This is a genomic window from Devosia elaeis (assembly GCF_001650025.1).
Lineage (GTDB): Bacteria > Pseudomonadota > Alphaproteobacteria > Rhizobiales > Devosiaceae > Devosia > Devosia elaeis.
Map to the genome: position 1 here is coordinate 1 of NZ_LVVY01000149.1, position 19,754 is coordinate 19,754.

Genomic DNA, 19,754 nt, shown 5'->3' on the forward strand with positions numbered 1-19,754 from the left:
TCGTTGCAACCCCATCTCCACCCGGCTGATGGGGGGAGAATAATATGGGGTGATGGGGGTGGGGATAAGTTTCGGTTTTTTGCGGGTTCGGCGTTTGTGGCAGCAGCCCCCTCATCCGCCCTTCGGGCACCTTCTCCCCGAGGGGGAGAAGAATGGGCCGGCGCGCCTCTGTTCCTCTCCCTCTCGGGGAGAGGGTGGATCGGCCGAAGGCCGAGACGGGTGAGGGGGATGGGCGGCAAGGTGCTTGATCTCTAACGCTGTTGCGCGGGAGCACCCCCTCCTAGCTTCGCTAGGCCTTTCGGCCAAGCTGCGCTACCTCCCCCCTCAAGGGGGAGGTGGGGTTCGGTGCTTGGATAGCGCCCCGCCATTCGCGCATAGCGCTCATGGCCTTCTCGCCTCAAATCTCTCCACTGGAGAGATTTGCCCTGCGGGGCGGCTCGAAGCCCCTCATCCGCCCTTCGGGCACCTTCTCCCCGAGGGGGAGAAGAATGGTGCGGCGCTCTCCTCTTATTCCTCTCCCTCTCGGGGAGAGGGTGGATCGGGCGCAGCCCGAGACGGGTGAGGGGGCGGCAGGGTGTTTGTTTTCTAACGCCTGCGCCTGCCGGCACCCCCTACTAGCTTCGCTAGGCCTGTCGGCCAAGCTGCGCTACCTCCCCCCTCAAGGGGGCGGTGTCGGGCCGGCGTTTACCGCATGATCCCGCCACCTACAGCTCGTCACTCTCGGGCTTGACTCGAGGGGTGAGGAAGCAATGGCTTTCGTCTCAGATGCGCCAGGCTTCGAAGGGGCCGCCGGCGATCATGGCCCAGTAGAGTTTGCCGGAGCCGGTGCGGGCGAAGGCCAGGCCGAATTCGACGAATTTGGGCGAGAGCAGGGTATTGCGGTGCCCCGGCGAGGCCAGCCAGCCATCGATGGTTTCCGGCAGGGTCTTGTAGCCTTTGGCGAGATTTTCGCCCACGGCCAGGACATAGCCCGCCTCGCTCACCCGCTGGCGCAGCGTGATGCCGAGGTCGTGGCTGAGCTTGTCCTGGCTGGCCATGAGGCGCGCATGGGCGCGGGCGGCGCTTTCGAGCGCCGGGTTATAGGTCCAGGCGCCGGCGCCATTGGCGCGGCGGACCGCGTTGATGGCCGACACGACCTGCTCGCGCGTCAAATCCTCCGGCCGGTCCGAGGTTTTGGCCGGCATTGGCGGCATGGTGGCGGCGCAGGCCGAGAGCAGCGCAGAAGCGCCCAGGGCGAGGGCGGCGCGGCGCGAATAGCGGCGGGAAGCGGATGGGGGCAATTGGATCAGGCCTGGTCGTAAGCGCTGAGGAGATTGGGCAGGACGGCGAGAATGCCGGTTATGGGCTGACCATCGGCCAAATCCCAGCAGGCGGACAGGGCGGCGTGGGCAGCGGCCCAGCCCAGAAGGCGCTTGCGCGGATAATCGAGGCGCTGGGAGAGGATGTCGGCCCGGCTGGCAATGCGATGCGGATCGGCCGCCATATTGTTCGCGCGCAGGGGATTGATGAAGACATTGGCGAGATCATAGGAGGGATCGCCAAGGACGCCCTTGGGATCGATAGCAAGCCAGCCGCGATCCGAGGAGTGGATATTGTCGTGATGCAGATCGCCATGCAGCGGAATCTGCGCCGTCGGACGATCGAAGAGGCGCAGCGCGATGCCGCTGGCGCGGGCATAGAGATCGCGCGCCGTATGCGGCCAGGCGCGCACATCGGTATCGAACAGGGGCTGGAACCGCTCGCGCAGCGGCTGCAGATCGGCCGGGGCGGGATCGCGCGGCTGGTGCAGCTTGGCCACGACCGTGGCGATGGCAATGGTGCCTTCATCGTCCCGGCCGGCGCGGACGGGATCGCCCAGCGTGCCGCCATCGAGCCATTCCATGAAGATGGTGCTCTCGTGGATATCGAAAACCGTGGCGGCGCCGTCCCCGCCATACCATTGCAGGAGGCGCGAGCCCCTGCCCTCTTCCTCAGCCACGACGGGCTTCAATATCTTGAGGGCGGCCAGGTTTCGGCCATTCTGCTCCACCTTGAAAATCCAGCTGCGCGGCGTTTCGGCCACCGGGGTGGACTTGGTCAAGGACCAGCGGATCATGGCGCGGCTCAGCGCCGTTTCGACAGGAGACTGATTCATCATTGCGCCATTAGAGCAGAAGCCGGGCCGGGATTCGACGGGTGGCGCGCAAAGGTGATGAAAGTGGGGCGATGACGCCCCTACTTTATCCTGTAGGCGTCCTTGGCGGCCGAATAGCTCAAATGCCTGGCAATTTCCTCGGCGGTGGAGCGGGCCAGCCGGTTCTCCCCCACCCAGCGGCCCAGGAAACCGCAGACCTCGCGGCGCCAGACATCGTGGCGGGCCGGAATGGAGAGCAGGGCCCTGGTATCGTCGTTGAAGCCGGCCAGGTTATAGAAGCCGGCGCTTTCCACGACCTGGTCGAGATAACGGCGGATGCCCTGCGGGCTATCATGGAACCACCAGGGCGGGCCGATCATCAGGCTGGGCCAATAGCCGGCCATGGGCGCCAGCTCGCGCGCATAAGTGGTTTCGTCGAGCACGAACATGATGAGCCGCAGATTGGGCTCGTTGCCGCAGCGCGACAGCAGCGCCCTGAGGCCGCCGACATAATCGGTGGGACCGGGAATGTCGGCGCCAAGATCGGGCCCGCGCTCGGCGAAGAGCAGCGGATCGGTATTGCGGCGCGACCCGGCATGGATCTGCATGACCATGCCGTCCTCGACCGAGAGCAGGGCCATCTCGGTCAGCATCTGGGCGCGGAACAATTCGGCGTCGGCGGCGTCGTGCCGGCCCGCCAGCACCTTGTCGAGGAGGGCCTGCTTTTCCACCAGGGGCAGGTCGGCCGTATTGGCGCTGGGCACGCCGTGATCGGTGGCGACGGCGCCGAAGCGGCGGAAATATTCGCGCCTCTTGCGATGGGCATTGATGAGCCCGTCCCATTTGGCAATGTCTTCACCGGTCAGCTCGCCGAATTTTTTGAGGTTTTCGACGATGGCGGGGCGGCTGGGATCGGTGACGTCATCGGGCCGATAGGTGGTGCGGACGCGGCCGATATAATTGTCGGCCTCCATTTTCTGGTGATGGACCAGGGGATCGAGCGCGAATTCGGTGGTGGCGATGACCTCGACATTGAAGCGGTCGAGAATGGCACGCGGCAGCAGGTCCGGCGTGGCCAGCCCGGCCTCGATGGCGTCGTAAATCCGGTCCGCCGTCGCCGCCGACAATTCCTCGGCAATGCCGAACACGGCATGGAGCGAATGATCGATCCAGGTCTTGGAGGGGGTGCCGGCAAAGAGGAAATAATTCTCGGCAAAGAGCCGCCAGGCCTTGCGGCCATCTTGTTCCACCGGCTTGCCATCCTTGCGGGGAATGCCCAGCGCGTCATAGGAAATGCCGCGGCTCCTGAGCATGCGCAGCACGTAATGGTCCGGCGTCAGGAACAGGGCCGTGGGCGTCGAGAAGCGGCCATTGCCGGCAAACCAGGACGGATCGGTGTGGCCGTGCGGGCTGACGATGGGCAAATCCTTCACCGCCGGATAGAGCTCGCGCGCGATGGATTGCGCCGGCTCAGATGCGGGGAACAGGCGATCGGGGTGAAGATGGGCTGGCTGGGTCATGGCCACTTTGTGCCATGTTCGCCGGGGTGTTTCAATATCTTCCATACAAGATGGGATCGATCGGTATTTTATTCAAATTAACCGCGTTTCCAGCCCGCTGTTCAGCGCGGAGGCCGCCTTGCGTATCGTGAGGCCGGAGCGGGTGAGAACAGCCCTGAACAAGGCGGCGGCCCCAGGATCGTTCCGGCTGTTGCGGCCGGATTTCTCATGGAGGCGGCCATGGCCCATCTCGAACTCGACGAGCTGCATACCGATATCGACGCGATCCGGCGGAGCGCGCGGCGCGGGGCGCATGCCCAGCGCATTCGCCTCATGCTGGCGGCCGCGGGCCTGGCGGGGCTGGGCATTCTCTCGATTGCCGGGGCGCTGCTGACCAGCGCTTTCTAGGCCAGGTCGCGGCGGCGGCGTCGCCCTTGAAAGTCCGGGGCGGCACCCTATCTAGAGAGGCGAGGAAGCGGCACCCCCCTGCCCTTCCGTCAAGCTCGACACAGGCCGACGCCCTGGCGCCGCCCTCCCTCGGCTGCCGGATGCGCGCCGTCGAAGCTGAACCCGGATGCCGGTCTCCCTCCCCGGCATCCGGGTTTTTTATTGCCTCAAAGCGCCCGTTCGGTTTCGGCGTCGAAGATGTGGACGTGGGCGGACGGGACGGAAACCTGCACCGCGTCGCCCGGCGCCAGCTCGGTGCGCCCGGTCATCACGATGGTCAATTGCAGGGGCTCCTCGGTGGTCAGATAGGTGAGCGATCCGGTGGATTCGACCACCGCCACTTTCAACGTCATGCCGGCGCCGTCCGCCGCGCCGACCGCGATATGTTCGGGGCGCAGGCCCACGATCACCTCGCGGCCGGGATCAAGCTTTTTCCCGATCGGCAGGCTGCGGATATCGGGCCGGTCGAACACGGTGCTGGCGCCGTCCGGGCCGATCCTGGCGGGAATGAAATTCATCGCCGGCGAGCCGATGAAGCCGGCGACGAAGCGGGTCGCGGGCCGATCGTAGAGATCGAGCGGGGAGCCCTGCTGCTCGATGACGCCATCGCGCATGACCACGACATGGTCGGCCATGGTCATGGCCTCGATCTGGTCGTGGGTGACATAGACCGAGGTGGCGCCGAGCCGGTCGTGCAGGGCGCGGATTTCCTTGCGCATATGCACGCGCAGGGCGGCATCGAGATTGGACAGCGGCTCGTCGAACAGGAAGGCCTTGGGGTGACGGATGATGGCGCGGCCCATGGCGACGCGCTGGCGCTGGCCGCCGGAGAGTTCGCGCGGATAGCGATGCAGCAGGTTGTCGAGACCGATGGTGCGGGCGACCTCCTCGGTGGCGCGCCGCATCTCCTCCTTCGGGACGCCCTTGAGGCGCAGCGAATAGGTGAGGTTCTGCTCCACCGTCATATGCGGATAGAGCGCATAGGACTGGAAGACCATGGCCACGTCGCGCTTGCGCGGGGGCACGCCGTTCATCAGCGCGCCGGCGATCTTCATGGTGCCGCCGCTGATATTCTCGAGGCCCGCCAGCGACCGCAGCAGGGTGGATTTGCCGCAACCGGACGGCCCGACCAGGGCGACGAACTGGCCCTTGGGAATGGTCAGGTTGATATCCTTGAGCGCGTGGAAGCTGCCGTAATATTTGTCGATGCCAATGAGCTCGATCTGCGGTTCTGCACTCATTTGAGGGCTCCCGAGGTTAGGCCGGCCACGATGCGGCGCTGCAGGATGACGAAGATGGCCAGGATGGGCGTCACGTAGATGGCCGAATAGGCCATGATCGAATTCCAGTCGGTCGAGTTGGGACCGAGGAACCCGGAGAGACCGACGCTGGCGGGCTGCAGAACCGGGCTCTGGATGATCGACTTGGAATAGATGTATTCGCCGAACGCGCTCATGAAGGTGAGGATGGCGCAGACGAGGATGCCGTTGCGCGCCAGCGGCAGCACGATGGAAAAGAACGCCCCTACCCGCGAATTGCCGTCGACCAGCGCCGATTCCTCGAGTTCGCGCGGCACGCTCATGAAGGTGGCGCGGACCAATACGACGAAGAAGGGCATGGCCTTGGCCGCCGCCGCAAGCACGACCGCGGTGCGCGGATAGTTCAGGAGACCGATCTGGTTGAAGCCGACAAAGAGCGGCGTGACCATGACGGAGGCCGGCAGCACCTGCAGCATGAGCACGCAGAACAGCCCGATATCGATCCACACATTGCGATAGCGCGCCAGCACATAGGCGCAACCGGTGCCGAGCACGACGGTTATGGCGGTGACCCCGCCGGCAATGACGACGGAGTTCCAGAGATAGGTCGGCATGGCCCGGCGCGCCCATACATCGCCGAAGACGCCGATATTGGGATCGGCCGGCCAGAAGGTGGGCGGATTGGAGAAGATCTCCGAGCCGCTTTTGACGCTGGTGACGTACATCCAATAGACCGGGAAGAGATAGATTGCCGCCAGCCCGAGCGCGACGGCCAGCAGGAACCATGGCGTATAGGTCCGGGTCATCCGCGCACCTCATGGCGTGTCGAGCGCACATAGATCACCGAGGCGAACAGCACGAGCAGGAACATCATGACCGACACCGTGGCTCCCTTGGCGAAATCGTAGAGCTGGAAGCTCAATTGCCAGGACCAGAAGCCGGCCACGTTGGACGTATTGGCCGGGCCGCCTTCGGTGAGCGCGGGGAACAGGTCGAATTGCTGCAAGGTGCCGATGAGACCCAGCGACAGGACGGCGCCGATGGTGGGCCGCATCATCGGCAGGGTGATGGTCCAGAAGCGCTGGAAGGCATTGGCGCCATCCAGCTCGGCCGCCTCGTAGAGATCGCGCGGAATGGCCGCCAGGCCCACCGAGAGCAGAAGCATGTTGAATGCCAGGCCCAGCCAGATATTGGCGATGACCACCGCCCAGATGGAAAAAGCCGGGTCGGATTTCCAGAAGACGTTGGCCTGGATGATCCCGAGACTGCGCAGGATGACATTGAGCACGCCGTAATCGCCCGCCAGGATCAGGCTCCAGATGCCGCCGACCACCAGGCCCGGCATGACCCAGGACACCAGAAACAGCCCGCGAATGGTGGCCGCGCCGGGGAAGTTCTGCGCGAAGAACAGGGCCAGGGCGAAACCGAGCACGAATTGCCCGGTCATCGAACCGAAAACGAAGATAAGCGTGTTGCGGGTGACGAGCCAGAATTCGGGCTGGCGCACCACGGCGACGTAATTGTCGAAGCCGACGAATGGCCGGAACAGCGCGCCCAGGGTGAACATGTCCACCTGCTGGAAACTCATGAGCACGTTGTAGACGAGGGGCGCGCCCGCCAGGGCGACCAGAAACAATAAAGCCGCACCGACCAGCAGGATGTCGAAGCCCACCCCGTCGCGCAGCGCATTCAAGAATCGCATCACCAATCCTCCAGGCCGTCAGAGGGAAAATACCGGCCGGACATGGCCCGGCCGGCCCAGTGCGGGAGGATTACTGGTTGTAGATGCCGTCGATGGTCGCCTGCGCCTGGTTGAGCGCATCCATCGAGGACATCTGGCCGGTCAGCGCCTGCTGCTCGGCGTCATAGATGGCCTTGGAAATCTTCTGCCATTCCGGGTGGGGACCGCGCGGCTGGGCATATTGGAGCTGCTCCTGGAAGACCTTGAGCGCCTCGTCCTTCTTGGTCACGCCGGTGACCGGCAATTCGATATCGCCGCGGGCCGGCAGATTGCCGAAATCGGCGAAGATGCGATCTTCCTGATCGACGAAATATTCGAGCAGGCGGAAGGCTTCATCGGGGTGCTGGGTATTGGCCATGATGCCCCAGTTGAAGCCGCCAAGGGCCGAGGAGCGCTGGCCGCCCTCTTCGATGGTCGGCAGCAGGGCGACTCCCCAATCGAACTTGGCGTCCTCGACCATGCGGTCGATTTCCCAGGGGCCGGAAATGGCCATGGCGGCATTGCCGGAATTGAAGGCGCCGGTGGAATCCCATTGGCCAAGGCTCAGCACGTCGCGCGAGGCATAGCCATTGTCGATCAGGCTCTTCCAGATATCGAGCACGGCCGCCGCGCCCTCGGTATTGACCTTGTTGGAGCCGCCGCCCGACATCTGAATGATCGGCAGGAACTGGAACGTGCCCTCTTCGCCGGCACGGGCCGAGAAGGTGACGCCATAGATATTGTTGGCCGGGTCGGTCAGCTTGGCGGCCGCATCGGCCAGTTCCGTCCAGGTCGAGGGCGGCTCGGTGATGCCGGCCTTGGCGAAGAGGTCCTTGTTGTAGAACAGGCCGATCGTGTCGGTATATTTGGGCAGGCCATAGAGCTTGCCGTCCCAGGTCACCGAATTGAGCGGACCGTCGAAATATTGCGCCTTGCCGACGATTTCCGAATTGGCGACCCGGTCGGTGATGTCGAGCATGGCACCGCGCGACGAGAACAGGGCGAAATCGGGATTGTCGAAAGAGACGATGTCCGGGGCATTGCCGGTGGCGAAAGCGCGCAGGGTTTCGTTGACGATCTCGTCGAACGGAATGCCGCGATATTCGACCACGATGTCCTCATTGGCGTCGTCGAATTCCTTGGAATAGGTATCGGCGATGCCCGGCCGGTCGACACCGTCGATCGACCAGACCTTCAGGGTGACCTGTGCCTGCGCGGGCGTGGCTGCGACCAATGCGCCGAGCGCGAGGCCAGCCAATAGACCGAATTTGGTAACCTGCATTATATCCTCCCTTGCGGCCCTCGGGCCGCGATCCATGCCGCTCGGGCTCCTCTTTCCCTTGCGGCCTCTCCTCGCTGCCACGGGCGGTTGCAACGCCTGTGGCAGCATCTCCGGGTTACGGACCAGGCCTCCCGCCCGCCATATCCCGCGACCTACCCGGCAATGGCCAGGTAATCTCCTCCGCGCGCCTGCTTGAGGTGGTTGAGCGCGTGGACCTGCCCGGTCATTTCCAGGGCGTTGCGATAGACCGGGTCGTGCCAGCCTTCGATATCGATGGAGCCGGACCAGCCGGCCAGGCGCAGTTCGGAAATGATGTCGGTCCAATTGCTGTCGCCGAAGCCGGGCGTGCGCATGAACACGAACTTCTCCTTGCCGAAGATGCCGTGCTCGCGGATGACGTCCCAGCGGATGGTGGCATCCTTGCCGTGGACGTGGAAAATCTTCGGCGCCCATTTGCGGATCTGCGGCAGCGGATCGATGAGATAGACCATCTGGTGGCAGGGCTCCCATTCGAGCCCGATATTGTCGTCCGGCGTCTCGTTGAACATCAGCTCCCAGGCATCGGGATTGTGGGCGATGTTCCAGTCGCCGGTCTGCCAATTGCCGTCCATGGCGCAGTTCTCGAAGGCGATGCGGATACCCTTGTCGGCGGCGCGTTTGGCCAGTTCCGACCAGACCTTTCTGTATTGCGGCAGGCTTTCGGTCAGCGGCCTGTTGCGCACCCGGCCAGTGAAGCCGGCCACGCAGGTGGCGCCGAAATGGTGGGCATTGTCGATGCAATCCTTCCAGCCCTGCAGGGTCTGGCGGTCCATGTCCTGATCCTCCAGCGGATTGCCGAACATGCCGATGGTCGAGATGGTGATATCGCGGTCGCCGATGGCCTCGCGGCAGCGCTTGCCCAGATCGGCGATGTCCTGGCCATTGGTGGTCTGCCAGAAAAACGGCTCGAAGCTCTCAAAGCCAAGATCGGCGATCTCGGCGATGCGTTCGGCCGCCTTGCCGGCGGATGCGCTGATCATGGTGCCGATGCGAATGGATTTGGCGGGGTCGCTCACTGAAAAATCCTCAAACTGCAATGGATACGCGCCGGCCGGTCCTGGCGCTTTCAATCGCGGCAAAGACCATGGCGAGGCTCTTGATATTGTCGTTGCTGGCCGTTTCCGGCGGCCGGCCGCTTTCGATGGCAGCCAGGAAATCGGCGATGACGCTGGCATGGCCGTGGGTCTGGTCGGCATCGGCGGGTGCGGGCACCTCGATGTCCTCGAGGTCGCGGAAAAAGCCGGTATCACCAGCGACGATCCGCGCCTGGAACGTATCGGCGCCATCCCACAGCAGGGTGCCCCTGGTGCCGACGAGGCGCCAGGCGCTTTCCCAGGAGGTATTGGCCCCTTCGGCCGCCCAGGAGCCGCGATAATTGAAGACGATATCGTCCTCGAACTCGAAAATGGCATTGGCGGCCGCGCCATGGCGATACCAGGAGCCGGCCGGATTGGTTTCGAGACAATAGACGGCCCGGGGCGCCCTGCCCGACATGAAGCGGGCGGCGTCGAGGGTATGGATGGCCATGTCGAGCAGGAGGACATGGTCCATGTCCTCGCGAAAGCCGCCGAAATGGGCGCCGACGAAAAAGTCGCAATGGAGCGCGGTGAGCCGGCCCAGGGCGCCCTCTTCGAGGAGGCGCCGAATGCGGCGCACACCGGCGATGAAGCGGCGGTTCTGCACGATGGCGTGGACGCGCCCGGCGGCGGCGGCCTGGGCGATCATGGCGCGGCCCTGCTCGATGCTGGCTGCCATCGGCTTTTCGCTGAGGACGTGGCAGCCATGGCGCAGGCCGGTGGCCACGACATCGGCGCGGGCGCCGGGAACCACCACGTCGAACAGCAGATCGGGCTTGGTGCGGGCCAGCATCTCGTCGAGATCGGCGCCGATGGCGGCATCGAGAAGGCCGAATTCGGCGGCGCGCGCCTGGGCGGTGGCGGGATCGAGATCGACAAGGCCGACGATCCGCACGCGGCCCTTGAGCAGGGGATGCTCGGCCAGCGCATTGAGCCAGCCCCTGGACATGCCGCCGCAACCGGCCAGTACCGCGGTGAACGCCACCATTTCCTCCCTCTGGACTTTCCCTGGTGCCTGCCGTCTTGTGCGGCGTCGCAAAGGGCTGTCCCGTAAACGTTTACGACGCTATATTCGGGACCCTTGGCGTGTCAATAGAGTTTCGTAAACGTTTCTGGACCGCCCGGCCGCTGTGGAGAGATTCCGAAAAATATGACTGGCATCAAACGTTTGGCACAGCGGCTCAATGTGTCGATCGGCACCGTTTCGCGGGCCCTGAACGGCAAGCCCGACGTCAGCGAGGAGACGCGCCGGCGCGTCATGGAAGAGGCGGCGGCCATGGGCTATGTGCCCAACCAGGCCGGAAGAGCCCTGCGCAAGGGCTCCACCGGCGTGGTCGGCTTCATGATGCAGACCGGCTCGGAAATCACCGGCGAGGGCGATGTCTTCTTCATGAGCGTCTTCGACGGCGTGCAGACCGTGTTCGCCCGCCACCAGCTCGACCTGGTCGCCCTGCTCTGCTCCTCGGAGGAAGATCCCGACGCCTATCTGCAGCGCGTGGTGGCGCGCGGCTTTGCCGATGCCCTGATCATCTCGGCCACCAAGCGCGAGGATCACCGCATCGATTTTCTCGCCAGCCGCAAGATCCCCTTCATCGCGCTGGGGCGCTCGGAAACCGATGCCGGCCATCCCTGGCTCGATCTCGATTTCGAGGGCATGGCCGAGGCGGGCGTGTCACGGCTGATCGCCAAGGGGCATCGGCGGATCGGGGTGTTCGCGCCGATCGACGACGTCAATCTCGGCTTCGTCTTCGTGGATGCCTATCGCAAGGTGCTGGAGCGGCACGGCATCCCTTTCGATCCGGACATGGTGTTCCGCGCCTATCCGAATACGCGCGGCGGACACCAGATCGCCCATGCCATCGCCGCCATGCCCGAAGACAAGCGCCCGACCGGCTTCGTGCTGACCAATGAGGTGATGAATGTGGGGCTCTATAACGGGCTCTATCAGGTGGGCCTGGTGCCGGGGCGGAATTTCGCCGTGATCAGCCGCGACAGCCCGCAGGCGGCGTTTCTCGTGCCCCGGCTGACCTGCTTCCGCCTGTCGCTGCGCGATCTCGGCATCGCCCTGGCCGAAGCGCTGCTGGCCACAATGCCGGAATATGCCGCCATCTATCCGCAGGGCGTCGTGCGCAGAATCGTGCCGCTGGAGCTGGTGGAGGGCGACAGCGACAACGATGCGCCGTGATGGGACATGTTCTCGGGCCGGAGGAATGTAGGAAAAGTGGTGGTGCCCAGAGCCGGAGCACCACATTTTAAGGAAATCAACGGCTTAATGAAAAGCTAGACTGTGCATAACATTATTTTCTACTGAGCTTTTCTACTGTGGTGTCTAGCCCATTGGATTCCGCGCTAGGTGGCCGAATTAACCCGTTTCGAGCTAACTCCCCTTCCCCACACAAACAGGCTTACATGGGCGGTTCTAGCCTCATGACGGATCGGGCTGCCTTGTTCCCGGCGGCGCCACAGGCCCGATCAGGCCGGGCGCATTATAAGGCTCATCCGCCCATATGGCCGATTTGCGCCAGCCCTTGAGCTTGCGGATAATCGTGCCGTTGAGCACGTCATCGGTGCTGGGATAGCGATAGCGCTCCCGCCAATTGGCGCTGGACCCGCAGTACGGGCAGCCCACGAAAAGCTCGCCCACCACATGGCTGGGATGGAGATATTCGGCCAGGTCGCTGGCCAGGTATGTCCGGGTCCGGCGGCAACCATAGCACCGGCAATAGACGAGCATGCCGGCGGCGGCGAGCTTTCCGAGCGTCGGCCGCGCGCCCCAATATGTGCTGGGCGAGTTGGACATTACTTGCCGACCGCTACACCCTTCTGACCGGCCGCCAGCGCCTCCCGAACAATAGCCGGCGGCCACCCGGTCAGCTTGACGATGTCGGCCGCCTCCAGACCGGTAGCATGGAGGCGGCGAATTTGGACGGACCGTGGCACCTTGATCTCGACACCCATGGTTGATTCCTCACGTTGTTGTGCTACTAGAACAAAATAGGAACACGAAGGGTTGCCATGTCAACATCCGCGCCACAAACACCCACCAAATTGATCGTCCTGGCGGCCTTTGTCCGCGATGAGGAAGGTGAGCTTCGCCCGGCTTTCGAGCCCCAAGAGTGCCAGAGCGAAATCCAGGCCAAGCACCGAGCAATGCTGATGGCGAGCGGCGGTGCCTATGCCGGGGTGCTATCCTGGTGGCGCGAGGCGGACCTGATAAACGGCGAGTTTGGCGAGCCGGTGGAGATATACCGCTGGGGCGAAGTGCCGGAGATGGAATGATTGGCGGGGCGGGGCTTGTTAGGCCACCCTACGCAGCGCCGTCGCGACCTGCAATGCCAGGTCCGTTAGCGTGCCATTATTGTGGATCATCAAGTCAGGTTCGGCCGGCGGGCGCTCCGACACATGGTCAGACAGCGGGCCCACACCGGGCCGCTCCACCCTGATAACCAGCCCGCCAAGCTCGCGGATGGCCTCGGCCTCGTTGGGAAACCGCACCGATTCCTGCACCACCTTGCCGCCATCCGCCAGGATCGACTTGGCGCGCTTGCGCCACAGGTCAAGCCACAGGTCGGCATAGCAGAAGTCGCGGCCGAACTCGGTGCCGAGGAACTGCTGAACTTCGGTGCCGGATCGCCCCAAAGTAGGGATCATGTCGCGCTTGCGCTCGCCGTCCAGATAGTCGTCAACCTCGTGCGGCATGTAGCCTGCCTCGGTCAATAGCGTGGCTGCCATGGCGCGCAGCGGGGCCTTGATGTGGGTGCGGACAAAGCCGTGGCCCACCAGAATGCGGGCCACCTCGGACTTCCCGGCCCCGCCATAGCCCATCAGGCCGATGACACGCACAGGGTTGTTGTCGTTCGCCGCGGTGAGCGGCGGCCGGTGCCACTGGCGCCAGGCGGGGGATTCGGTGGGGGTTGCCTGGCGAGCGAAGGTGTTGTCGCCGGCAGCTTCGGCCTCGGTGTAGGGAGTGCCGATTGCAATTTGGTCAGTCGCGCGCATATCAGTCCTCCCCATAAAGCTCTTCGAACAGAGCCAGGAACTCGCGTTCCGCTCGCTCCGGGCTCCAGCATTCAATCGTCACCCCAAGCGGATCGCCGGTCAGCGACCACTCGCGCTCGCAAGGCGACATGAGCGCAGCCCGCTCGTCATGCAGAATGCGGTTGTCGGCTTCGTGGACGGCCTCGCAATAAAAGTCCGGCGCCAAATCAAACCGCCCCGCGATGGCGCGCCAAGCGCGCTGCTCGATCAATTTGTAGCTCTTGAGGAACGGCTTAATGGGCCTGGGCACATCGACCAGGTAAGCCTCGGTCGCGTCGTGCAATAGCCCCTCCAGCCCGGCCTCCGGGCCGTACTGGCGGCAGTGGCGAGCCACGTGCACCGAGTGCTCGGCCACGCTGTAAAACTGTCGCACGTGGCCAGCGTATCGGCATTGCAGCGACAAGGCATGAGCGATGTCGCGAATGTCGATGTCCTCGGGCCGCAGGTCCAGCGGATAGACGGCGCGGCCGGTGAAGGTCTGCATCCAGCCGCCGGTTGGGTACTCGACGACTGTGCCAGCGCTTTCGTCGCCGCCCTTCCACGCTATCGCATCGCGCAGTCCTTCGCGGAGCCTGATCCCGAGCGGGACCATGTCTGACGAATTGTCATTGCTGGCACCGAAATGATCCCGTTCGGTGTCGCCCTCAACGGCGGCGCGGGCGGCGGTGTCTTGTGGTGCGGCGACAAACCTGTCTAGGTTTCGCCTCTCGCGCACATCTAGTTGTCCCATGCAAGTCTCCTCAGTGGTGTGGTGAAAGGCAGGTTGGTGGCCTGCCTATACGGTGCGGCGCATATCGCGCCTTTATGCGCTTCGGCGTATCTCGCTGATCTTATCCGGCCGGAAGCCCGACCAGTGGTCATCGCCAGCCACAACAACCGGCGCGGAGCAGTAGCCCCATTGCTGGACCTGCTCGAGCGCGGTCGGGTCTTGAGTCAGGTCGACGGTATCATAGACCACGCCGGCCCTGTCGAGCGCCCGCTTGGTGGCATCGCATTGGACGCAGTTGGGTTTGGTGTAGAGGGTGATCATTGAGCGCCCCTAGAAACAACGAGGACAGGAAGGCCGTCCGGCATCAACGTCATTAAGATGCCGAAGGGCAGACCAAGCGCTGCGGCCATAAGGATGAATGCAAGCCAAGCGCCGATTTGTTTCATCATCCCGGAATCCTCTCAGGCGGGAGCTTGAACAGTGGGCGAGCTATGCGCCCGCCCTTGCCATCCATGCGTGTGACGTGTGGCGGGCCTTGCAGCCAGAAATACGCCCACATGCGGAATGGGTATGTCATGGACCGAGCAAACGACATTTCCGGGTTGAGCACCCACCCATGACGATAGACCCGCACGACATGCCAAGCCGAGATGACGGCGAGGAACACAAGCCAACCCAGCAGAAGAGCAATGCCGCCGATGGCAATGCCCCATACGGTGAGGCCGGTCAGGAAAATGGCGGCTTCGATCATGCTGCGGCCCTCCCAACACCAAGCGGGCCAGTGTCGGCCATGCCGACAATTCGCCCAATGTCCCGGCACACCCTATGCGTCTTGAGCCAGATGCGGCGGCGGCTCCACGCCAGCGTCAGCTCCAGCGGCGCACCAATCTGCGGTGTGCCTTTAATCACCCCGACAAACCGCTTCGCGCCCATGGTCGCCTTGAGCTTGTTGCAGCGCTCACACGCCGCATCGATGTTGTGCCCCAGGTTCGAGCCGCCCTTGGACCGCGGAACCCGATGCTCCGCCGTGGCCGGCGACACGGAAAACGGCACAAAACAGTATTTGCAGCAGCCGGCCTGTCGGGCGGCGGCGGCCTTTCGGCCTTTGCTTATGAGATCGCGCTCCATTCGTTTTGCCGGCCTCACGCCACCGCCCTCCCAGGCTCGTTGTCATTCGCGGCGACACCCACCGCGCTTGCTCCAGCCACCATGGCAGGCCGCAAGGTCTGCCGTCCGACCTCGCCCCAATCCTTCGAATAGGTGATCACCTTTGCGGATCGGCCCGACAGCCATCCTCCTCCGGCCGCATAGGCGTCGGGCGCGGCAAGCGTCTCATGGCGCTCAATGTGCATTAGCTGGGTAGACACCACGGCGTCCGAATGAAGATGGCCACCGTGGCCATAATTGTACTCGCAGCGCCCGAACATCTCCCGGAACATGCCGGCGAACACGCGGTCCAGATCCTTCACGCCGCGCTTGTGCATGTGGTGATAGTAGAGCCCGGTCTTGCCCCACTCATAGGCGTAGTAGAGCGCCGGGCTGCGATCTACGGTTATGCGCGGCTCGTTCTCGTAGAGCGTGGCCAGCAGCTCGCGCACCCACACCGATGATGCAGGATCGTGGTTGCCTGACGCCATGACGACGTGGACGTGCTGGTGCCTTTGCAGAAGCATGTCGATGATGCGGCGGAAGGTCCGCACGACCACGCGAATGACCTTGTGCAGGCGCGAGTCCGCATCAAGCACGTGCCGGTGGGCTGGCGTGACGCTTTCCAAGCTGTCGTGGTGCAGCAGGTCGCCTAACTGTGCCAGCACGGCGGTGTGCGCGGCTGGCGCGCAATTCACGGCAGCAGCGAACCAGTCGAGCAGAAGTCTCTCGGCGATGCGCAGGTCGTAATCCGCGCCGGTCTCCTCGGCGTGGGATAGCATCCCAAAATGGTTGTCGGTCACCGTGAACTGGTTGAGCAGGTCGTCCTTCCAGATCGTCGCGCCTTGGTGCAGGGGAATTGGTGGCAGGCGTGGCAGCTCTTCTTTCAAAGCCTCCACAGCAGCTTCAAGTGCGACCTTCTGCGTTTCCGCCCCTGCCCGCTCCATCACGTGCTGCGTGATGATCCGGCCTTCGGCGTCCACAAGCGTGGTCTTGCCCTTGATCACCAGACCGTCGGTCGGCTTCCACTCCTCGCCGTGCTCTTTGCGCTGCTGGATATACTGCCCTTGCGGCGTGTCGGTGATCTGCCGAATGGCGTACCCCGGCAGCGTCTCCTGCGGACCCAATAGTCCGCGCTCGGCCGCGCGCCGGAGGCGATTGGCAAAGGTCTTTCTGGGCAGGCCGAGAGTGCGCGCGGCTTCGGACTGGTTATCGTTGCAGGCGCGATAGGTCAGCGCGGCCTCTAACGCGAGGTCGTCGGAAAGGGATGGATTGGTCATGCTTCACCTCGAATAGCTTTGGCAATGTGTTCGGCATGTCCACCGCGCCCGCAATCTGCGCCCCAGCCGTTCAGGGCCTCCGCCACCTTCACGCACCGCTCGCGCTCGGCAAGAATGGCGCGGGCCACATGTTCGACCATCTCCAGACGGTCGTCTGGGAACATTTCGAATGTTCGCTCTTCGACTGTGCCGTATGCCCTATCCAATACGTCCTGCGGAATATCGTCTGGCCGGGCCATCAGCATGCCATCCCAGACAGGCATGCGATTGCAACGCTCGGCAGCACGATGAGCCAGACCCATAGCGCGGCCAGAATGAGCAGCCAGAAGACCGCCCAGAACGCAGTGACGAACGCGGTCCATGCTTTTGTGCGCAGGGTCATTTACGCTTCCAAACAACTGGGGACTCTTTGCCGCCGAGTTTCGAGATGCACCAGACAACGGTTGCTGCAACGAAACTGATCGGCCCGAGCAGTGACAAGAAGGCCAGGAAGAAGGCGTCCGAGCGCGTTAGATCAAAGTCGCGCCGCCAAGCGTCTATTAACAAAAAGAACGCGCCGACCGACGTGGCTAAGTATGCTCCAACGACTCCAAGCGTGAACATCAGCATCTCTCCTCATGTGGTGCGTCGCGCGGCTGGTGACCGCACAAACAAAAAAGCCGGGCACCCACATGGGCACCCGGCTGTAATTTATGGTTCTGGCGCGCGTAGAGCAAATCGAAGTCGATATTTATTGGCTTCTCGCCCTGCTCGCCGTCGGTTTCATCAAGCCGTCAATGCGCCCATTGAGGTGGTCGATCTTGCCGGACACTCCATCGATCGCCTTCATAATCTGGGCGGTCTGCTCGGCCAAACCAGCTTTGGTCGTATAGGTTTCGGCCACGTGCAGCTTATGGGCGGCGAGCTCGTCGCGGGTCACGCCCACAAGGGCAATGGCTGCTTCGGCGCGCGTTACCGCGTCCTTCTTAGCGGTCTCGATCAGCGCGTAGATGCGCCAAAAGCCGCCCGCCACAGCGCCGCCGGCCACCAGAAACGCAGCAACGATTTCCCAGGTTAGGGTCATGCGCGCAGCCTCCGAATGGCGAACGTGCCGGCGTCGGCAATTACAATGGCTGGCACGAGCACCAGAGCCATGTCGTGAATTTTGGCGGGAACGTCGATGACGACCAGCGACAGCCCGAACCAAGGATTGATGATCTGTACCAGGTAGATCGCGGCCCACCATAGTCCGAACGGCACCACGATTAGCCAACGGCCAACGCTGGTGGCACTCCACGCCCTGCCCTGCTCTGCCAGCGCGATGTCGCGAGCGGCCTCGATGCGCGTTGCGGCCTGCTCGGCCGCTAGCTTGTCGGCGTCATTGTCGGCGGCGAGCCGCGCCTTATAGGCGTCCAGCAGCGGCCCGGTGAATTGGCGCAAGACGCCACCACCGAGCCAATCAAGAATGGCGCGAAGCATCAGCCCAGATCCGTCGCTCGCCGGCGCCGCAGATATTCGGTGGCGATACCATTCGCAAACACCACCCACGGCAGCCACTCAACGGGCAGGATCGGCGCCAGCAGGCCGGGGTCAAAGTACGTGATCGCCGCAGCCAGGCCGCCCAGCACGAGCTGTAATCGAGCCCAGAAAATGACTTCGCTGTCCGCGAAGAAGGTTTTGATGCGCTCCCACATGGGCGCCTCCTATTTCTTGAAAACGCGCCGCCACAGCCACGCAGCGCCAGCAGCGATGGCGCCGGCAAGCAGAACGAAAAGAGCAACGGGAGATGCGGGCTTGGCCGCTGGCACCGGCTGGCCGCCTGTCTGGGCCGGTTCCCGCAGCTTAATAAGCAGGGCAGCAACACCAAGCTGCTGATCGACGTGGTTCGGGTCGAACTTGCCGTCCGCGACGTACTTGCCCTTCTGGTACTGGTCCGTGCCGGCCCACAGATAAGGCGATGGCAAGCCTCGGTTGCGATAGCCAAGGCCGTTGTACCGCTCGAGCAGCTCAAGTGTGTTGGCCAGCGACCAGTCCTTGTTCTTGCCGAGGTGCGGATGGCAGTTCATCAGCGCATCAATCGCCGCCGCCTCCCATGTCGAGAATGGCCCCCTGCCCTTCGGGACCAAGGTTGTCTTCTTTCCGGTCCCGATGATCTTCTGGCCGTTGTGCAGCACGCCGGCGAAGTTCAGCGAGCTCTCCCGGTAGTGAATGACGCCGATCACATCCCACGGAACACCGGTTGCCTTTTCCACCACGGCGTAGCGCTGCCGGTTCGCGGCGATTTTAGCGGCCTGCGCATTGATCAGCGTAGAGCGCGTGAATTTGGCGCGCGCCCAGCGGGCCGCGTTGGTGTCGGCCATATCGGCCCTCCTGTGTTGAGAAAGTCACAAGCGGCATTTGCCGCAGGCATTAGGGAACGCTTTCAGCGCTTGGGCCTTCGGTTTGGAGATACCAAACCGGAGAGGCCTTATGCTGTCCCTTATTATGATGGCTGGTTTTGCTCTTTTAGGAGTGGCCGGCGCCGCTGGAGCTATCGCTACAACGATTTCTGATCACAACTCGGAAACGGCTGACGAACCGGTCGAAAATCCGAACTCATAAGCCATGTCGGCTTCCTGTAATGTTGGAAAAGAAAGAGGCGGCCCAGAGGGACCGCCTTATGCGTTTGGTAAATTTACTTGACCCACCTGCGGATATAGGGGATCGGGCATTCTTTAGGATTTAGCGGCTCGATTGATGACAAACCATATTCGTGAGGCAGTGAAGCGCATTCCGGGGGCGAAGACCGCCGCAAGGGCTCTTCGGCTATTCAGTCTTTCCGCGTCTCGGACTTCGCCCAGCGCCCATGCGGAAAAATCCACCGCTGCAAATATGGCCGAGGATGAGCTCTTTCTGCTGACTAAGAAGAAAGAACTGACTGGGCTCGAAATGGATACTCTCCATGAGAGCGTCTCAAGTGTTCACCCAACTGCTAATGCTCTTGCAGTCTATGGGACGGTGCTCTACCGCGCTGGCCAGTATGACGAAGCTTACCGTGTCGCTGCAAAAATACCGAGCGACCACGGTATTTCCGACCGCATCTTGTGGGCATGCAAGAGCGAGCTAAGCGACTTGGACCGTCGGGATATTGGAGCGCACCCCATTTTGACCGGACAGCCGGCATAGCC

29 protein-coding genes are annotated in these 19,754 nt (G+C 63.3%); 4 read left to right on the forward strand and 25 right to left on the reverse strand.

Annotation, left to right across the window (positions count from 1 at the left end):
- Window positions 1-761 precede the first annotated feature (761 nt).
- From A3840_RS18615 to uxaC, 3 genes are all read right to left on the reverse strand, one after another.
- On the reverse strand, window positions 762-1,280 hold the full coding sequence (locus A3840_RS18615; protein WP_067460672.1) for a CAP domain-containing protein: 519 nt from the start codon (window positions 1,278-1,280) through the stop codon (window positions 762-764).
- 5 nt (window positions 1,281-1,285) lie between these two features.
- Window positions 1,286-2,095 (reverse strand): aminoglycoside phosphotransferase family protein, encoded by an 810-nt coding sequence (locus tag A3840_RS18620; RefSeq protein ID WP_165603227.1) that lies wholly within the window; start codon window positions 2,093-2,095, stop codon window positions 1,286-1,288.
- Between the two features lie 119 nt (window positions 2,096-2,214).
- Window positions 2,215-3,633 carry a glucuronate isomerase gene (uxaC, locus tag A3840_RS18625; RefSeq protein WP_067460678.1) on the reverse strand — a complete coding sequence of 473 codons (1,419 nt, stop codon included), beginning with the start codon at window positions 3,631-3,633 and terminating at the stop codon, window positions 2,215-2,217.
- Between the two features lie 219 nt (window positions 3,634-3,852).
- Between uxaC and A3840_RS19800 the strand changes: the two genes are divergently transcribed.
- Window positions 3,853-4,020 carry a hypothetical protein gene (locus A3840_RS19800; protein WP_165603228.1) on the forward strand — a complete coding sequence of 56 codons (168 nt, stop codon included), beginning with the start codon at window positions 3,853-3,855 and terminating at the stop codon, window positions 4,018-4,020.
- Window positions 4,021-4,226: 206 nt separating this feature from the next.
- Here A3840_RS19800 and A3840_RS18635 read toward each other — a convergent pair whose 3' ends face one another.
- The 6 genes from A3840_RS18635 to A3840_RS18660 all read right to left on the reverse strand — a co-directional run bounded on the left by A3840_RS18635 (window position 4,227) and on the right by A3840_RS18660 (window position 10,423).
- Entirely contained in the window at window positions 4,227-5,300 is a 1,074-nt protein-coding gene (locus A3840_RS18635) for an ABC transporter ATP-binding protein (protein ID WP_067460684.1), read from the reverse strand.
- Entirely contained in the window at window positions 5,297-6,124 is an 828-nt protein-coding gene (locus A3840_RS18640; RefSeq protein WP_067460687.1) for a carbohydrate ABC transporter permease, read from the reverse strand. Before A3840_RS18640 ends, A3840_RS18635 begins: the two co-directional genes overlap by 4 nt.
- Complete coding sequence (locus A3840_RS18645) at window positions 6,121-7,023, reverse strand: carbohydrate ABC transporter permease (protein WP_067460739.1); 903 nt, start codon at window positions 7,021-7,023, stop codon at window positions 6,121-6,123. The genes A3840_RS18640 and A3840_RS18645 overlap by 4 nt, the downstream gene beginning before the upstream one ends.
- Before the next feature lie 67 nt (window positions 7,024-7,090).
- Window positions 7,091-8,320: an ABC transporter substrate-binding protein gene (locus A3840_RS18650; RefSeq protein ID WP_067460690.1), complete on the reverse strand. Its 1,230-nt coding sequence runs from the start codon at window positions 8,318-8,320 to the stop codon at window positions 7,091-7,093.
- Window positions 8,321-8,472: 152 nt separating this feature from the next.
- Window positions 8,473-9,375 carry a sugar phosphate isomerase/epimerase family protein gene (locus A3840_RS18655; protein ID WP_067460693.1) on the reverse strand — a complete coding sequence of 301 codons (903 nt, stop codon included), beginning with the start codon at window positions 9,373-9,375 and terminating at the stop codon, window positions 8,473-8,475.
- A gap of 10 nt (window positions 9,376-9,385) precedes the next feature.
- Complete coding sequence (locus A3840_RS18660) at window positions 9,386-10,423, reverse strand: Gfo/Idh/MocA family protein (RefSeq protein ID WP_082904042.1); 1,038 nt, start codon at window positions 10,421-10,423, stop codon at window positions 9,386-9,388.
- A gap of 162 nt (window positions 10,424-10,585) precedes the next feature.
- Here A3840_RS18660 and A3840_RS18665 point away from each other — a divergent pair, with 162 nt between their 5' ends.
- On the forward strand, window positions 10,586-11,620 hold the full coding sequence (locus A3840_RS18665; RefSeq protein ID WP_067460696.1) for a LacI family DNA-binding transcriptional regulator: 1,035 nt from the start codon (window positions 10,586-10,588) through the stop codon (window positions 11,618-11,620).
- 240 nt (window positions 11,621-11,860) lie between these two features.
- Here A3840_RS18665 and A3840_RS18670 read toward each other — a convergent pair whose 3' ends face one another.
- The gene (locus tag A3840_RS18670) at window positions 11,861-12,235 is read right to left on the reverse strand and encodes a hypothetical protein (protein ID WP_067460699.1); all 375 of its coding nucleotides are present in this window, start codon (window positions 12,233-12,235) and stop codon (window positions 11,861-11,863) included.
- Complete coding sequence (locus A3840_RS19805) at window positions 12,235-12,393, reverse strand: hypothetical protein (RefSeq protein WP_165603229.1); 159 nt, start codon at window positions 12,391-12,393, stop codon at window positions 12,235-12,237. Before A3840_RS19805 ends, A3840_RS18670 begins: the two co-directional genes overlap by 1 nt.
- A gap of 57 nt (window positions 12,394-12,450) precedes the next feature.
- Here A3840_RS19805 and A3840_RS18675 point away from each other — a divergent pair, with 57 nt between their 5' ends.
- Entirely contained in the window at window positions 12,451-12,714 is a 264-nt protein-coding gene (locus A3840_RS18675; RefSeq protein WP_067460702.1) for a hypothetical protein, read from the forward strand.
- An 18-nt stretch (window positions 12,715-12,732) separates the two neighbouring features.
- On the opposite strand, the gene A3840_RS18680 is transcribed toward A3840_RS18675, so the two are convergent.
- The 14 genes from A3840_RS18680 to A3840_RS18735 all read right to left on the reverse strand — a co-directional run bounded on the left by A3840_RS18680 (window position 12,733) and on the right by A3840_RS18735 (window position 18,947).
- Window positions 12,733-13,434 (reverse strand): deoxynucleotide monophosphate kinase family protein, encoded by a 702-nt coding sequence (locus A3840_RS18680; RefSeq protein WP_067460705.1) that lies wholly within the window; start codon window positions 13,432-13,434, stop codon window positions 12,733-12,735.
- A 1-nt stretch (window position 13,435) separates the two neighbouring features.
- Window positions 13,436-14,203, reverse strand: coding sequence for an HD domain-containing protein (locus tag A3840_RS18685; protein ID WP_245676667.1), 768 nt, complete (start codon window positions 14,201-14,203; stop codon window positions 13,436-13,438).
- Between the two features lie 72 nt (window positions 14,204-14,275).
- Window positions 14,276-14,503, reverse strand: coding sequence for a glutaredoxin family protein (locus A3840_RS18690; protein ID WP_067460708.1), 228 nt, complete (start codon window positions 14,501-14,503; stop codon window positions 14,276-14,278).
- Window positions 14,500-14,631 carry a hypothetical protein gene (locus A3840_RS20180; RefSeq protein ID WP_281180591.1) on the reverse strand — a complete coding sequence of 44 codons (132 nt, stop codon included), beginning with the start codon at window positions 14,629-14,631 and terminating at the stop codon, window positions 14,500-14,502. Before A3840_RS20180 ends, A3840_RS18690 begins: the two co-directional genes overlap by 4 nt.
- Complete coding sequence (locus A3840_RS18695; RefSeq protein WP_067460711.1) at window positions 14,628-14,933, reverse strand: hypothetical protein; 306 nt, start codon at window positions 14,931-14,933, stop codon at window positions 14,628-14,630. The genes A3840_RS20180 and A3840_RS18695 overlap by 4 nt, the downstream gene beginning before the upstream one ends.
- Complete coding sequence (locus tag A3840_RS18700) at window positions 14,930-15,310, reverse strand: HNH endonuclease (protein WP_067460714.1); 381 nt, start codon at window positions 15,308-15,310, stop codon at window positions 14,930-14,932. Before A3840_RS18700 ends, A3840_RS18695 begins: the two co-directional genes overlap by 4 nt.
- A gap of 14 nt (window positions 15,311-15,324) precedes the next feature.
- The gene (locus A3840_RS18705; RefSeq protein ID WP_067460717.1) at window positions 15,325-16,608 is read right to left on the reverse strand and encodes a DNA-binding transcriptional regulator Fis; all 1,284 of its coding nucleotides are present in this window, start codon (window positions 16,606-16,608) and stop codon (window positions 15,325-15,327) included.
- Window positions 16,605-16,847 (reverse strand): hypothetical protein, encoded by a 243-nt coding sequence (locus tag A3840_RS18710; RefSeq protein WP_131798386.1) that lies wholly within the window; start codon window positions 16,845-16,847, stop codon window positions 16,605-16,607. The genes A3840_RS18705 and A3840_RS18710 overlap by 4 nt, the downstream gene beginning before the upstream one ends.
- Window positions 16,847-16,990, reverse strand: a complete 144-nt coding sequence (locus A3840_RS19810) for a hypothetical protein (RefSeq protein WP_165603230.1) — start codon at window positions 16,988-16,990, stop codon at window positions 16,847-16,849. The genes A3840_RS18710 and A3840_RS19810 overlap by 1 nt, the downstream gene beginning before the upstream one ends.
- Window positions 16,987-17,211, reverse strand: coding sequence for a hypothetical protein (locus A3840_RS18715; RefSeq protein WP_131798387.1), 225 nt, complete (start codon window positions 17,209-17,211; stop codon window positions 16,987-16,989). Before A3840_RS18715 ends, A3840_RS19810 begins: the two co-directional genes overlap by 4 nt.
- A 127-nt stretch (window positions 17,212-17,338) precedes the next feature.
- Window positions 17,339-17,671, reverse strand: coding sequence for a hypothetical protein (locus A3840_RS18720; protein WP_067460726.1), 333 nt, complete (start codon window positions 17,669-17,671; stop codon window positions 17,339-17,341).
- Window positions 17,668-18,066, reverse strand: coding sequence for a hypothetical protein (locus tag A3840_RS18725; protein ID WP_067460729.1), 399 nt, complete (start codon window positions 18,064-18,066; stop codon window positions 17,668-17,670). The genes A3840_RS18720 and A3840_RS18725 overlap by 4 nt, the downstream gene beginning before the upstream one ends.
- Window positions 18,066-18,281, reverse strand: a complete 216-nt coding sequence (locus A3840_RS18730; protein ID WP_067460732.1) for a hypothetical protein — start codon at window positions 18,279-18,281, stop codon at window positions 18,066-18,068. The genes A3840_RS18725 and A3840_RS18730 overlap by 1 nt, the downstream gene beginning before the upstream one ends.
- Window positions 18,282-18,290: 9 nt before the next feature.
- Window positions 18,291-18,947 carry a hypothetical protein gene (locus tag A3840_RS18735; protein WP_067460735.1) on the reverse strand — a complete coding sequence of 219 codons (657 nt, stop codon included), beginning with the start codon at window positions 18,945-18,947 and terminating at the stop codon, window positions 18,291-18,293.
- A gap of 376 nt (window positions 18,948-19,323) precedes the next feature.
- On the opposite strand from A3840_RS18735, the gene A3840_RS18740 reads away from it, so the two are divergent.
- On the forward strand, window positions 19,324-19,752 hold the full coding sequence (locus tag A3840_RS18740; RefSeq protein ID WP_131798388.1) for a hypothetical protein: 429 nt from the start codon (window positions 19,324-19,326) through the stop codon (window positions 19,750-19,752).
- Window positions 19,753-19,754 lie beyond the last annotated feature (2 nt).